Consider the following 14,245-nt stretch of genomic DNA (forward strand, 5'->3'; position numbering starts at 1 on the left):
CCATTTTCAAGCCGGTATCGTTTAAATGCATCTCCTTACGTGCTATGATAGACCATAATTAATTGTCTCTAAGGAGGAAATAATCATGACTTTGAAAAAAACGTTAACGATAGCCGGTTCAGATACAAGCGGAGGCGCAGGAATTCAAGCCGATTTAAAAACTTTCCAGGAGCACGGCACTTATGGAATGACAGCACTGACGACAGTTGTAACAATGGATCCTGAGAACAACTGGCATCATAATGTGCATCCCCTGCCAATTGACACGCTCAAAGCGCAGCTGGATACTGCCTTATCTACAGGAGTAGATGCTATTAAAACAGGTATGCTCGGCTCTGTAGAAATAATTGAAACAGCAGCTGCTGCTATTGACCGCTCGGGTGTTAAAAACATTGTCATTGACCCGGTTATGGTATGTAAGGGGGAGGATGAAGTCCTTCACCCTGAAACGGTTGGAGCTATGCAGGAATACCTGCTTCCACGAGCTACTGTTGTCACACCGAATTTGTTTGAAGCAGCCCAGTTAGCCGGAACCCGTCCAATTCGTACGGTGGCTGATATGAAAGCTGCAGCCCAAAAAATTATCGATCTTGGAGCAAAGTCTGTTGTTATTAAAGGCGGGAAACAATTAACGCATGATGAGGCGCTGGATTTATTCTACGATGGCAGCACCTTCTTCATTTTAGAAGCGGAAAAAGCGGATACTACCTACACCCACGGTGCGGGCTGTACATTCGCTGCTGCTATCACTGCCAATCTTGCAAATGGTGAAGAGCTAAAGGATGCGGTGGAAAATGCTAAACAATTTGTTACTTCTGCCATTCATCATGGCTGGAAGCTGAATCAGTATGTAGGTCCTGTCATGCACGGAGCATTTAGCCGATTTGAGAAAAAAACGATTAAAGAGCAAGCAGTTAAAGCGACAAATTAATCCTTTTACGCTTATTTACAGCTATATGCGTTTAAACACCTCGGGTTAAAGGAATATACGAACTAAAACCGTATATAAAGAGGTGACGTGATGCTTATTAATTTTGTAATCGCTCTGGCTGTAGGTGTCGGGGTATTTATTGGGATTTTTCTAATCTCCGGTTCCGCTGGGATCTCTGCTTTAATTGGTGTAATTGCTGCAATCATTGCCGTAATCGGTGTAGCCTTATACACAGGCCAGCGTAAGGAGCAAATCAGTAAAGGCGAAGAGGTTCCTCTTAATAAAGAGAGAACACCTGAAAATGCCGAGACAAACAAACATGAGTATGACCCGGATAGTGAAAACGAAAAACGTATCGAGGATGTTAGAAAATAGATTTAATCCGCTGCTCAAGCTTATGGGCAGCGGGCTTTTATTTTTCAGGACATTTTTCAATACTCCCCTAAACAATTTTTCAAATAAAATCCAAATTCATTTTTTCGCTTTCTTTCTTATTTTCGAGTACTATAGAAGAACAATGATAGTCGACAAGGAGGTTTATTATGCAGCCTGTCAATCTTAATGAGATTCAATCATTAATTGATCAATTTGCAAATAAGGATGTATATATTCACTTAGAAACAACGAACGGTTCATACGCAACCCATGTGGATGAAGCTTTTTTTAACGCAGGCGCATTCATACGAAATGCAAAAGTGCGCTATGAGCTCGGCAAGATTATTGGGGATGCCCCTTCCCGTGTTGGCCTTAAGCTTGAACTCGGCTGGATTTATGCTCAAGGGATTACACATTATGAACTTGATTCAAACAAACGTTTGCTTATGGCTGGTCATGACCATCAGGGCAAGCTTGCTGTAGCACTGCAAATAAGTGAAACACCTTTTGAATAAGCGATGACTGAAAGGAGACCGTAAGAATGATTGCTAAAGAAAAACATGTCCTCGTGGTTTTTCCACATCCTGATGATGAAGCATTTGGGGTATCCGGAACCATTGCTACGCATATTCAAATGGGAACCGGTGTTACATATGCCTGCCTCACACTCGGAGAAATGGGACGTAATTTAGGAAATCCCCCATTTGCTACACGAGAGTCTCTGCCTGAGATTAGAAAAAGAGAACTGCGCGGGGCTGCTCACGCGATGGGGTTAACGGACCTTCGAATGATGGGTCTTAGAGATAAAACGATTGAATTTGAAGACGATGAAAAAATGGTCGATATGATCAAGGATTTAATTGATGATGTCTCCCCTTCGTTGGTGATTACTTTTTATCCTGACTATTGCGTACATCCTGATCATGAGGCTACTGCAAGAGCAGTTGTACGGGCGGTCGGACGGATGCCTGAAGCTGAACGTCCGAAGCTGCATTGTGTAGCCTTTGCAAATAATACACAAACAGAACTCGGCCCGCCTGATACGATTCATCATGTGGAGGCTGTACAGGATATAAAATTAAATACGATGCGCGCCCATCTGTCCCAGACTGCATGGATGCTGAAAGACCTTGAAAAAAGATTGGCAGATCAAGACCCTGAAGCCATTAAGTGGGTCACGGAAGAACGGTTCTACACCTACCGTTTCGATCAGGGTTATAACTAACTCAAAAAATCCCGGAAGCTTAAAAAGCCTCCGGGATTTTTTATGTTCTGAGCTTGAAATCAACCTGTTAATAAGAAGCAGGTGTTTTCAAAAATTAAAAGTTATGAGTATGCTTTCTGAAATTAGCAAGTTGATTTCCGCTGCAGGGGGATGCTTTCCGGGGGGCGGAAGCTGAGCTAACTTGCTTCGCAAGTGGATCTCAGCCTTTCCGCTTAATCCCCCAGGAGTCACCTCCTTCCACTTCAATCAACCCCTCAAAAGGAATATGGTCCTCCAAAGTTTCAATGTAATGAGTTGGCACCTCTAAATTGGCAGGTTGATTTTCGTTTCGTCTATTTAGGAGAGACTTCCAAATTCGTTTCCCTATTTAAACCTCTTCGCTCAAGTAACGCTTTACTTCTTCAAGTGTCGGCAGAGCGGTCATGGCGCCTTTTGTTGATGCTGCAAGGGCACCTGAAACACTCGCCACCTCCACCATCCTCTTTGCCTCATCTAAAGTAAGTGTCTCCAATCCCTCTTCAAACGAATGAAGCTGGGCAAGCAGGCCGGATACAAAGGCATCTCCAGCCCCTGTTGTATCAATCGCATTAACCTTCCTCGCCGGGACATGAACATGGCCTTCCCGGGTAAAAACATAGCTGCCCTCAGCTCCGAGCGTTACCAAAATAAGCGGAATCGGGAACTGCTGAAGCACTTCTGTTCCCTTTTGGATATCTGAAGTCCCTGTAAGAAACTCAAGCTCTTCCTCAGAAATTTTCAGTACATCCACATGGTCAAGCATGGAAGCAATGGTTCTTCTAGCCTCTTCCGGGTTTCTCCATAAGCTTAATCGCAAGTTCGGGTCATAGGATATTAGTAAGCCATGTTTTTTTGCCAGCTCAACCGCTTTTTGTGTAGCGCTCTTTGATGGCTCGCTAATCATTGAAATAGAGCCAAAGTGAAATACCTTTGATTTCTCAAAAATCGCTTCATCCAGATCCCTTTCTTCGTAAAAACGATCCGCACTTGGGTCTATGTAAAAATCAAAGCTTCTTTCCCCGCCTGCACCGAGTGTGACAAACACCACTCCTGTACGAACATCTTTTGTTAACTTCAAGTGATCGGTGTTTACACCGTAGTGAGCCAGTGTTTCCTGCAGAAAATGACCCAAAACATCATCCCCGACTTTTCCTGCAAAGTAGGTTTCCACCCCAAGCCTTGCTGCTCCGACTGCTACATTTGCAGGTGCACCGCCTGGACTTTTATGGTAACTGCTATTTGTTTCATCTAAAGGGATAAAATCAATCAGTGCTTCTCCCATACTTATGATTCCATTTTTCATGAATGTACCCTCTCCCTGCTCTTTCTAAGATGTCTTAATCGTATCATAAGTTGTTTCGACTTTTATTAAGAACTTTTTCTTCATATATATAGATAATTCAGAGATATAATATTTGCATGTTACATAAATAGTTGTTATAGTCAGGTTAAGTAACATGTAAGAAGGTGAGAAAAATGGAAGTTGTTAATCCCATCAAGAACATTCGGCACATAAGTATGATGAAAAAAGAATTGAAAATGTACTCAAGCAGGGATTATTGTTTTTTTGTCCTTGGGATCAATACCGGATTAAGAATAAATGTATTATTACAGCTTGAAACAAAACAGGTTATTGATGAAGAAAAAAAGATCCTTGCCTTTATTGATATTGACGGCCAAAAGATCTATATGAATGATAAAGTCAAGGCTGCTCTCGCCTTTCATCTTCATCAAAATGATCATCTTAAGGATCAATACCTATTTCAATCTCCTAAAAGCGGTACGCCAATCACCCGTCAGCATGCCTACAGAGTCATTCATGAAACAGCAAGAAAAGTAGGAATCGACTATCAGATCGGCACTCATACATTGCGTAAAACGTTTGGCTACCATGCGTATATTAAAGGAATTGCCATCTCTCTTATTCAGGAGCGCTATCATCATGCCACCCCTGCTGAAACCCTGCGTTATATTGGTATTGATGATACGTTCCAAAAGATCGATGTAAATCTTTAATACCCCAAAAAGAAGGCAGTTAAAATAAAAAAGCCTGCAGATCAGGTCTGCAAGCTTTCAAGCTTATAATTCTTCTTCTTTTATTACTTTATGAATCGTTGTTGGTTCGGTAATTTTGTCATCTGTAACATGAAGCTGGCATGTTTTGTTATCACGCGCAAACTTAAAAACGCCATTGTTAAAATCAGTACCGGTTTCCTTGTAAAAAATACCTTCAGCAACAACATCATCATTATAAACGAAGCTGATGTAGTGACCGTCTTCTCTTTTTACTAAGTAAGCTCTTGTTCCACTATCGAATAAATTGTCGTCATCCTCGACAGAACGGTCGATTGCAACAATGTGAAAATCGACAAAGGAGATTTCGCGTAACAGCAGATTTAAGAAAGAACCTTTTTTAATTTCTTCCCATCGGCTTTGCGGAGACTGGCCTAAGATGATCTGAGTAATATCAAGCTCTCTTGAAATCTCTGCAATGACTTTTGCAACCGGGCTCTTTTCATTGTCGCGGATAATAAAATCCTCTGCCCCATGCTCTTCTGCTACTTTTTTCCATTGTTCGATATACGCCTGCTTGTCGGCACTGATATCATCGTAAGGGTTTGGGTCAACAGTTAATACGTATAAAGGGCAATCCAGCATATTCGCAATTTTACATCCGCGTCGAATCAGCCTTTCACCGTTAGGCCCGTAATAAACACAAACCAGGATGCTTTCGTCCATTCGTGCTCTTAATTTTTTCAATTCATCTCACCTCAATTCCTGCTATTTAAAATCGATCTATATGTGTCTTTCTTTTTATCACGTAAATCTTTCAGTATTTTGTCACGACTATAAGAATATAGGGCTTGTTTTTAAAATTCAACCCCTAATGATGATTTTTTTTTGAATTTGTCTTATTTTATGGACTTAAAGGATAAAAAGCACTATTACCTATTATAATAACTACTAAGTTGGCTGGTTAAAGGAGTTGGATTTATGAGTTTTCTTCATTTGCTAATAGTATTTCCTATTTTTGCAGTGGCAATCATTCCGATCATTGCCAAAGCAGTCCCCCGGTTACATTTAGGATGGGCGATCTTAGCCGTACCAATTTTTCTTTTTATTTCCTTTATTACTTTTGTACCGCAAATATCGGCGAATGAAACAATTGCCGCTGCAATTTCATGGATTCCGGCACTGGACCTTCACTTTGCTGTTTACCTGGACGGACTCAGCTTAATCTTTGCTTTACTGATCACTGGTGTAGGAAGTCTGGTTGTGTTTTACTCTATCTATTATTTGTCTAAAGAAAGAGAATCGCTCCCGCACTTTTATTCCTATCTTATGCTCTTTATGGGAGCGATGTTAGGGGTCGTTTTAACCGATAATCTTATGGTGTTGTACTTATTCTGGGAGTTAACCAGTGTTTCTTCCTTCTTATTAATCGCTTTTTGGTATCGAAGAAGAAAATCGCAGTACGGTGCTCAAAAGTCATTTTTAATTACTGTCGGCGGCGGAATTGCAATGCTTATGGGGTTTATCATGCTGCAGGTAATGAGTGGTACCACGAGTATACAGGAAATTATATCAATGAGAAATTCCATTCAGGATCACGAACTGTTTATTCCTGCGTTGGTTTTAATTTTACTGGGCGCGTTCACTAAGTCTGCTCAGTTCCCTTTCCATATCTGGCTTCCTGATGCTATGGAAGCACCTACTCCTGTAAGTGCTTATCTGCACTCTGCAACCATGGTAAAAGCCGGACTGTTTCTTGTTGCACGATTTACACCTGTTTTTGGCGGGGAAGCTACCTGGTTTTGGCTGGTCAGCGGAGTAGGGATCTTTACGATGTTCTGGGGTGCACTGTTTGCCATGAAGCAAAAAGACTTAAAAGCGCTTCTTGCCTACTCCACCATCAGCCAGCTTGGACTGATTATGTCCTTGTTCGGCCTCGGTTCAGCTGCTCTTAATGGGGGCGCTGATACTGATTCTGTCGTTTATACGACTGCTATTTTTGTTGGTCTTTTCCATCTAGTAAATCATTCGACATTTAAAGGTGCGTTATTCATGATTGTCGGGATTATTGACCATGGAGTCGGTACACGTGATATTCGTAAACTTGGCGGCCTTATTACCCTGATGCCAATTACGTTTACCCTTGCTGTTATCAGCAGCTTTTCAATGGCCGGCATGCCGCCGTTTAATGGCTTTTTAAGTAAGGAAATGTTCTTTACTGCCACCTTGACTGCTACTGAGCTGTCTATTTTTAATATGGACACGTTGGGCGTTGTTTTTCCAGGACTTGCTCTTATTGGGAGTATTTTCACATTTACTTATTCTACTATTCTTGTTTTCAGAACGTTTACTGGAAACTATCAAAGAGAGAAGCTGGAGAAGGAGCCACACGAGGCGTCTATTGGTCTTTTGATCTCGCCAATTATTTTATGCTCGTTGGTTGTTCTGCTGTTTTTCTTCCCGAATCAACTTAGCCGATTCCTTCTCGCCCCAGCGATGAATGGCATTCTGCCTTCCTATGCAGGAGCTGAGGACTTCATTCCACATATCTATGCTTGGCATGGCTTTAATACTGAGTTATTTATGACACTGGGCGTTGTGGCAGGAGGGTTCCTTTTATTTAAAAAATATAATCTTTGGAAGGAAGTATACGACTTATTCCCTTCAAGGATCTCCCTTGATAATGGATATAGACAGATCTTAAGCATTAGTGAATCAACCTCTAACCGTTTCACGAATTTTTATATGACAGGATTTTTACGCCATTACCTTTTCTATATTTATGCCTTCCTTATCACAGTTGTTGGCGGAACCCTGTTTATCACAGGAAGCTTTGTGCTTAATACAGCAAATGATGCGCCGATTGGCATTTACGAGGCCCTGCTTGTCATTATTATGGGATCAGCGGCAGTGAGCATTCTCTTTACGAAATCACGCATGACGGCCACACTTTTAAATGGCGTTCTCGGCTACTGCATTGCCATTTTCTTCGTGCTGTTCCGGGCGCCGGATTTGGCGTTAACACAACTGGTCGTCGAAACAGTTACAACGGTTCTATTCTTATTGTGTTTCTACCATTTACCTGAATGGTCTAAAGAAGACCGCAATCTAAAGGTGCGAATACCTAAAATTATTATCTCTGCCAGCACCGGGGCTTTAACGGTTCTGATTGCGCTCTCGGTACAGGGCAACCGGTTATTCGAAAGCATTTCTAGCTATTTTGAAGAGTCCTATGAACTCGCAGGCGGACGGAATATCGTCAATACGATTCTTGGGGATTTCAGGGCGCTTGATACGATGCTTGAGGTTGTGGTGCTGTTTATAGCTGGGATAGGAGTTTATACATTGATTAAAGTAAAAGCACAGGATGGAGGCGATTCGGATGAGAGAAAATGACACAAGAGAAAATGATGTTATTTTACAAACAGTATCGAAAATCGCTGTGTTTATTATTTTAACGTTTGGCATGTATCTCTTTCTCTCAGGCCACCACAACCCCGGAGGAGGATTTATTGGAGGACTGACGCTCGCTTCTGCTGTGATCCTGCTTTATATTACCTTTGATCTTGAAACGGTTAATAAAGGCATTCCAATCGATTTTAAAATGGTGGCAGCAGCAGGTGTTCTATTATCAACATTAAGCGGATTAGGTGCTCTTCTTTTTGGCGCCAACTTCCTAAGCCAGTCCTTTGCCTACTTTGACCTCCCTCTTTTAGGAGAAACGGAGCTTACGACCGTTGTTTTGTTCGAGTCGGGTGTTGCTCTTGGCGTTGTCGGGGTCGTTGTGACTATTTTAATTAATATTAGTGAGGATGTGTAATATGGAGACACTTATTACTTTGTTAGTTGGAGTGCTTGTGTCTACAGCTACCTATCTCCTCCTATCAAAAAATCTGATTCGGATTGTCCTTGGCACAGCCATCCTTTCTCATGCTGTACATTTGCTGCTCATGACGATGGGAGGCTTAAAGGGAGGAAGCGTCCCTATTTTAGATGATGGGACCGAGACCTACACGGACGCCCTTCCTCAGGCCTTAATTTTAACGGCAATTGTAATCGGCTTTGCTGTTACAGCATTTTTCTTAGTACTTGTCTATAGAACCTACCAGAGTGTAGGAACAGATAATCTCAATGAAATGAGAGGATCAAAAGATGAATAATATTTTAGTTTTCCCTATGGTCATCCCGATCATTGCAGGTGTTTCATTACTTTTTTTCCGCTCCTACCCTTCCATTCAAAGATGGAGCAGTTTTATCTCTTTACTTGTTGTTTTTTTCATTAGCATCGGGTCATTGGAAGCAATACGAAGAAACGGCATTATGAGGCTTGATTTCGGCGGATGGGCTCCTCCATACGGGATTACATTTGTCGGCGACTCATTTGCTATGCTGCTTGTAAGTACTGCCTCTCTTGTTTCTGCTCTTTGTGTTTTATATGCCGCTTTTGCAGGTGATAAAAAAAGAGAAGGCGCTTTTCAGTATCCCTTTATGCTATTATTGGTTGCTGGTGTAAACGGAGCCTTTCTAACAGGAGATTTATTTAATCTTTTTGTCTGCTTTGAAATCATGCTGCTTGCCTCCTACGGGCTAATGACGCTTGGAGGTGAAAAAAAGCAGCTGACAGAGGGAATCAAATATGTTCTTATCAATATTTTATCCTCCTGGTTTTTCCTGCTTGGCATTGCTTATATATACGGCACTCTTGGCACGCTGAATCTTGCCCAGCTGTCCCAAAGGATTGCAGAAGCGGGTCAGCCGCCAATGCTCACCACTATCAGCATTTTGTTTTTGGTTGTGTTTTCACTTAAAGCCGGACTAGTTCTGTATTTTTGGCTGCCGGGCTCATACAGTGTTCTCCCTACAGCTATCTCTGCCCTCTTTGCAGCCCTTTTAACGAAGGTTGGGGTATATGCTCTTATTAGAACCTTTACCTTACTTTTTTATCATGAACCCGGGATCACCCATACCATTATCGGCTGGATGGCGCTGATTACCTTAGTAGGTGGAAGCATTGGTGTTATTGCTTTTGTTGATATTAGGAAAGTTGCTGCGTATAACGTTGTGGTGGCGATTGGCTTTATTCTGGTCGGCTTAGCCGCTAATAATGAAATCGGTATACAGGGCTCCATTTACTATTTGGTACACGATATCGTGATTAAGGCCTTGATCTTTCTTCTAATCGGAACCATTATTTACTTAACAGGCATTTACCGGCTCGACCGTATGAGCGGATTAATTACCAACTATCCGCTGCTTGGGTGGATATTCTTACTAGCAGCTCTGTCACTTGGCGGGGTTCCTCCCTTTAGCGGGTTTGTCGGTAAGCTTATGGTTGGCCAGGGCTCGATTACTGCAGGTCAGTATTTCCTGGCGTTTGCCGCTTTTGCATCCAGCTTGTTTGTACTGTATTCTGTCATTCGGATCTTTTTAAACATGTTCTGGGGCCAGCCGATGGTCGGCAAACTAAAACAGGTGCACCTCCCGTTTGGCATGATGGTGCCGCTGATTTTTTTAGCGGTCATTACCACAGCCCTTGGCTTTGGGATGAATGCTTTAACTCCTTATGTTGCTGATGCGTCAAATGTGTTAATGAACCCTGAGATTTATATTGAGGGGGCTTTGGAGAATGAGTAAGAATACGTTTAATTTGGGAGGTGCATACGGATGCCTATTCAGTTTCTTTTAAATCTGCTTATCGCCCTTTTATGGGTATTCTTAAACGATGAATCCACCTTTGAGATTCCAACCTTTATAAGCGGGTTTTTAATTGGAATCGGAATTATTTTTATGCTCCACCGTTTCTTTGGAACCCCTTTTTATTTAAAACGGGTGTTGTCGATGATAAAGCTCTTGGCGATTTTTAATTATGAATTAATAACGTCCAGTTTATTAATTATGAAACAGATTCTAACTCATTCCAAGGAAGTAGAACCGGGGATCTTTACGTATAAAACAGAGCTGGACAATGACTGGCATATAACCGCTCTGGCTCTCCTGCTGATGCTTACTCCGGGTTCTGTGGTCCTGAGAGTATCACCAGAAGGCGACACGTTTTATATTCATGCAATGGACATTAAAGAATCAAAACCATCCGTTTTAAAATCGATCCGCTTATATGAAAAAGTTATCCTGGAGGTGGCCCGCCCGTGACGCAGCTAACAGATGCAATTTTTTTAATTGCTATTGTCCTTTTTTGTGTGGCAATCGGAATGGCTCTTGTAAGGATTATAAAAGGACCTTCTCTGCCGGATCGTGTTGTTTCATTTGATGTTATTGGGGTTAACCTTATCTCTATTGTTGCCGTTATTGGGGTTATCCTTAATACCGCTGCTTATTTAGAGGTTATTCTGATTATTGCCATCCTGGCTTTTATCAGTACAATTGCATTTTCAAAATACATTGAGAGGGGGGTTATCATTGATCGCAAGCGAGATTATTAAATTAATTGCTGCACTCATGGTGCTCCTCGGAAGTATTATGGCTATTATCAGCGCTTACGGTCTTCTAAGACTGCCCGATGTGTATACACGTTCCCATGCCGGAACAAAGAGTACCACACTTGCCGTTCTCTTGACCCTCTCCGGTGTCTTTATTTACTTTTGGGCAACAGAGCATTATTTTAGTATACGTCTTGTTCTTGGCATCGTCTTTTTATATTTAACCGCTCCGGTAGCCGGGCATTTAATTTGCCGCGCAGCCTATGTAACCGGAATTGATACAGAGAAGATCGTTAAAAAAGAGAAAGTTCCTGAGAATCTGAAGTAAGGCACACAAAAACCCCTGGCACAATAAAGCCAGGGGTTTTCATTTTAGAAAATTAAACGGATTGAACAGTAACTAAGTGTTCAATTGCTTTTGCTACTCCATCTTCGCGGTTTGTAGCGGTAATATGAGCACATTGCTCCTTAATATCGTCAGGGGCGTTCCCCATTGCAACAGAGTAGCCTGCTTTTTTCATCATGGATAGATCGTTATAATTGTCTCCGATTGCCATAACATCCTTCAGTGAGATTCCTTTCTTATTGCAATACCATTCCAGCGCGATTCCTTTTTGAGCGTCCAAGCTTGTAATCTCAAGGTTTTCCCTGCCTGATGAGCTGATCGCAAGCCCGTTGGTTTTTTGAAGGATTGCATTCACCTTCTCAAGCGCTTCCGGATTTGAGGAAAAAGCAAGAAACTTATAAATGGTTTGTGTCTCATCATTAAAGATCTGTTCATAGCCTTCAACCACTTCAATATGTCCTTCGTCGTAACGGCTCTGGGCTTCCGTTTCCACATGAGGAAGCGGTGTATCAGGGTTAGTGGTAAGAAAAATATCGATCAACAGCTGAATTCCCTGTTCTTTATCATTTGTAAAGGTTCCTTTATTCGTATAGACCTCAAAATAAATATCCAGGTTTTCAAGCTGCTGTGCAGCGTCCTTTGCCGTTTCCTTATCAATGCCCCTTACTAGAAGCTGCTCTCCGTTAGCGTCCCTGATCTCAGCACCGTTTACTGAAATAATAGGACAGGTAATGCCGGCCTCTTTTAGCGGCGGCATGGCTTCGAGATAGGAACGGCCGGTAGCTACTACGACTTCTACACCTTGTGCCTGGGCTTCCTTAATCGCTCTGCTATTTTCAGGACCAACCACATGATCCTTATTCAAAAGGGTTCCATCCATATCGGATGCCAATAATTTTATCATATGACTCACCTTCCTCTTCTAAAGTTGTTTTATTGTATCATGCTTCCCGATTTGAAAGCGTTTACGGCGTTTATTCTTTACATAAACGATATAAAACCATATAAAAAACACGGCAATATAATCGCCATGTTGTAGGTTTAGCTCACTAGTTTAACTAATCCCCTGTTCTTCAATTCCTTTTCAAGGATGAAGATAAAATCGTTTGCAAGCTCTTTTTGTTTTGCTATTTCAAACGACTCAATTAATTTTTCATCTGTTAATCCTTTTAACGATTTCATTCTGGTTCCACCCCATTACAGTTTTTTATAATATTTCCCGATTTTCATTACTTTACTCCCTTTTTTCAAATAAATAATATTGCAAATTTCTACATTTTTCAGACATTTATTGAAAAGTTGTTATGACAATGGTTATAGTAAGGATAGGCTTTACACAAGTATTTTCCATTGTTTTTTATTAAAAAACAATGGATTTTAAAAGGAGAGTGAATTAAAATAGAGTAAGTCTGATTTTTATACAGTCTATTACGTTAGAACCTTAGTTTTTACATTTAAAGGAGAGTACAAATGAAAAACCCTACAGCACTAGATTATGTACGTTTTATTATTCCTTCCCTAATAGGAATTTTCTTATTTATGACACCTTTTCCAACGACTGATCCGGAAACAGGCGATCGTTCAGTAACGATTCCTATTGCTATTTTGTCTAATTGGCTGCTAGATACTATGGGCTCCATTATTCCGGCTATTATGACATTTATTATTGTATTGACAGCCGTTTTAACTTTATTCGCAAGGCTTGCAAAGCCTAGTTTCGTTATGAAAAACGATTTTACCCATAATTTATTTTTTGTATCATGGTTCTGGGTAGTGGTACGTGTTATTGCAGCCGTATTTGTCCTTATTACCTTCTTCCAGATTGGCGGCAGTGCCACTGAGGCTATCTGGTCAGAATACACAGGTGGATTATTACTTGCTAATGATGGTCTTTTAACTCTTTTGTTTGCTGTTTTCTTATTTGCAGGAATGTTTTTGCCTTTATTGTTAAATTTCGGTTTACTTGAATGGTTTGGAACCTTTATGGCGAAAATTATGCGCCCGCTGTTTAAGCTCCCTGGGAGATCTTCTATTGATGCACTTGCTTCCTGGCTTGGCGACGGGACTATCGGGGTTTTGCTTACCAACAAACAATATCAGGATGGTCATTATTCAAAACGTGAGGCAGCGGTAATTGGAACCACGTTCTCTATTGTCTCTATCACATTCAGTATCGTAGTTATTGAAACAATTGGACTCGGAAGCTATTTTGTTCCGTTTTATCTTACAGTTGCTCTGGCAGGGTTTGTGGCTGCAATTATTATGCCAAGAATCCCTCCTCTTTCAATGAAAAAGAAAACGTATATCACTGAAAGAGAAGAAGACGACAACCTGGAGGAAGTACCGCATGGCAAAAGCCGTATACAGCACGGGACAGAAATGGCGCTTGCTGCTGCTAAACGAAATAACAGCGCCAAAAAATTTGCTGTCGATGGCGGTAAAAACATTTTAGATATGTGGCTGGGCGTAGCTCCCGTTGTTATGGCCTTTGGAACGATTGCCTTAATTCTTGCAGAAGAAACAAGCACCTTTGTTATTCTCGGAGCGCCGTTTGTTCCAATTCTTGAATTACTTCAGATTCCGCATGCTGCAGAGGCAGCACAAACTATGGTTGTTGGATTTGCGGATATGTTTTTACCGGCTATTATCGGTGAAAGTATCCCTTCAGAGATGACACGATTTGTCATTGCGGCCGTTTCCGTTACCCAGTTGATCTACATGTCAGAGGTTGGCGGACTTTTGTTAGGATCTAAAATTCCTGTATCGCTGCTTGATCTTATTCTAATTTTCTTGCTAAGAACTTTAATTACACTGCCGATTATAGCAGGAGTTGCTCATCTCTTGTTTTAGTCAGTACATCAAAGAGACAGCCGGGCTATATGCCGGCTGTCTCTCTTTTT

The 14,245-nt window shown here is 41.4% G+C and carries 17 protein-coding genes; 13 read left to right on the forward strand and 4 right to left on the reverse strand.

Annotation, left to right across the window (positions count from 1 at the left end; genetic code table 11):
* Nucleotides 1–85 precede the first annotated feature (85 nt).
* The 4 genes from pdxK (at nucleotide 86) to bshB2 (ending at nucleotide 2,531) form a co-directional block, all read left to right on the forward strand.
* Nucleotides 86–931 carry a pyridoxine/pyridoxal/pyridoxamine kinase gene (gene pdxK / locus C4B60_RS14280; RefSeq protein ID WP_104058698.1) on the forward strand — a complete coding sequence of 282 codons (846 nt, stop codon included), beginning with the start codon at nucleotides 86–88 and terminating at the stop codon, nucleotides 929–931.
* A 90-nt stretch (nucleotides 932–1,021) separates the two neighbouring features.
* Nucleotides 1,022–1,306, forward strand: a complete 285-nt coding sequence (locus C4B60_RS14285; protein ID WP_104058699.1) for an APC family permease — start codon at nucleotides 1,022–1,024, stop codon at nucleotides 1,304–1,306.
* Nucleotides 1,307–1,473: 167 nt separating this feature from the next.
* Nucleotides 1,474–1,821, forward strand: coding sequence for a YojF family protein (locus C4B60_RS14290; RefSeq protein ID WP_104058700.1), 348 nt, complete (start codon nucleotides 1,474–1,476; stop codon nucleotides 1,819–1,821).
* Between the two features lie 26 nt (nucleotides 1,822–1,847).
* Nucleotides 1,848–2,531 (forward strand): bacillithiol biosynthesis deacetylase BshB2, encoded by a 684-nt coding sequence (gene bshB2, locus C4B60_RS14295; protein WP_104058701.1) that lies wholly within the window; start codon nucleotides 1,848–1,850, stop codon nucleotides 2,529–2,531.
* Nucleotides 2,532–2,898: 367 nt separating this feature from the next.
* On the opposite strand, the gene C4B60_RS14300 is transcribed toward bshB2, so the two are convergent.
* A complete protein-coding gene (locus C4B60_RS14300; protein WP_104058702.1) occupies nucleotides 2,899–3,852 on the reverse strand; it encodes an aminoimidazole riboside kinase in 954 nt (317 codons plus the stop codon).
* A 173-nt stretch (nucleotides 3,853–4,025) separates the two neighbouring features.
* Here C4B60_RS14300 and C4B60_RS14305 point away from each other — a divergent pair, with 173 nt between their 5' ends.
* Entirely contained in the window at nucleotides 4,026–4,565 is a 540-nt protein-coding gene (locus C4B60_RS14305) for a tyrosine-type recombinase/integrase (protein WP_104058703.1), read from the forward strand.
* Nucleotides 4,566–4,628: 63 nt separating this feature from the next.
* Here the strand turns inward: C4B60_RS14305 and C4B60_RS14310 are convergent, their stop codons facing one another.
* Nucleotides 4,629–5,309 carry a universal stress protein gene (locus tag C4B60_RS14310; RefSeq protein WP_104058704.1) on the reverse strand — a complete coding sequence of 227 codons (681 nt, stop codon included), beginning with the start codon at nucleotides 5,307–5,309 and terminating at the stop codon, nucleotides 4,629–4,631.
* Between the two features lie 234 nt (nucleotides 5,310–5,543).
* Between C4B60_RS14310 and C4B60_RS14315 the strand changes: the two genes are divergently transcribed.
* From C4B60_RS14315 to C4B60_RS14345, 7 genes are read left to right on the forward strand one after another with little or no spacing between them, the layout of a single operon-like run.
* A complete protein-coding gene (locus C4B60_RS14315) occupies nucleotides 5,544–7,958 on the forward strand; it encodes a Na+/H+ antiporter subunit A (RefSeq protein ID WP_104058705.1) in 2,415 nt (804 codons plus the stop codon).
* Nucleotides 7,945–8,382 (forward strand): Na(+)/H(+) antiporter subunit B, encoded by a 438-nt coding sequence (locus C4B60_RS14320; RefSeq protein ID WP_104058706.1) that lies wholly within the window; start codon nucleotides 7,945–7,947, stop codon nucleotides 8,380–8,382. Before C4B60_RS14315 ends, C4B60_RS14320 begins: the two co-directional genes overlap by 14 nt.
* Before the next feature lies 1 nt (nucleotide 8,383).
* The gene (locus C4B60_RS14325; protein WP_104058707.1) at nucleotides 8,384–8,722 is read left to right on the forward strand and encodes a Na(+)/H(+) antiporter subunit C; all 339 of its coding nucleotides are present in this window, start codon (nucleotides 8,384–8,386) and stop codon (nucleotides 8,720–8,722) included.
* Nucleotides 8,715–10,196, forward strand: a complete 1,482-nt coding sequence (locus tag C4B60_RS14330) for a Na+/H+ antiporter subunit D (protein WP_104058708.1) — start codon at nucleotides 8,715–8,717, stop codon at nucleotides 10,194–10,196. The genes C4B60_RS14325 and C4B60_RS14330 overlap by 8 nt, the downstream gene beginning before the upstream one ends.
* Nucleotides 10,197–10,226: 30 nt before the next feature.
* On the forward strand, nucleotides 10,227–10,712 hold the full coding sequence (locus C4B60_RS14335) for a Na+/H+ antiporter subunit E (protein WP_104058709.1): 486 nt from the start codon (nucleotides 10,227–10,229) through the stop codon (nucleotides 10,710–10,712).
* 59 nt (nucleotides 10,713–10,771) lie between these two features.
* Nucleotides 10,772–11,002 (forward strand): Na(+)/H(+) antiporter subunit F1, encoded by a 231-nt coding sequence (locus C4B60_RS14340; protein ID WP_245154006.1) that lies wholly within the window; start codon nucleotides 10,772–10,774, stop codon nucleotides 11,000–11,002.
* Nucleotides 10,980–11,327, forward strand: coding sequence for a Na+/H+ antiporter subunit G (locus C4B60_RS14345; protein WP_104058711.1), 348 nt, complete (start codon nucleotides 10,980–10,982; stop codon nucleotides 11,325–11,327). Before C4B60_RS14340 ends, C4B60_RS14345 begins: the two co-directional genes overlap by 23 nt.
* A gap of 52 nt (nucleotides 11,328–11,379) precedes the next feature.
* Here the strand turns inward: C4B60_RS14345 and C4B60_RS14350 are convergent, their stop codons facing one another.
* On the reverse strand, nucleotides 11,380–12,249 hold the full coding sequence (locus C4B60_RS14350; protein ID WP_104058712.1) for a Cof-type HAD-IIB family hydrolase: 870 nt from the start codon (nucleotides 12,247–12,249) through the stop codon (nucleotides 11,380–11,382).
* A gap of 137 nt (nucleotides 12,250–12,386) precedes the next feature.
* A complete protein-coding gene (gene sda, locus C4B60_RS14355; protein ID WP_104058713.1) occupies nucleotides 12,387–12,527 on the reverse strand; it encodes a sporulation histidine kinase inhibitor Sda in 141 nt (46 codons plus the stop codon).
* Between the two features lie 288 nt (nucleotides 12,528–12,815).
* Here sda and C4B60_RS14360 point away from each other — a divergent pair, with 288 nt between their 5' ends.
* On the forward strand, nucleotides 12,816–14,195 hold the full coding sequence (locus C4B60_RS14360) for a YjiH family protein (protein WP_104058714.1): 1,380 nt from the start codon (nucleotides 12,816–12,818) through the stop codon (nucleotides 14,193–14,195).
* Nucleotides 14,196–14,245 lie beyond the last annotated feature (50 nt).

It is taken from the genome of Jeotgalibacillus proteolyticus (assembly GCF_002926065.1).
Lineage (GTDB): Bacteria > Bacillota > Bacilli > Bacillales > Jeotgalibacillaceae > Jeotgalibacillus > Jeotgalibacillus proteolyticus.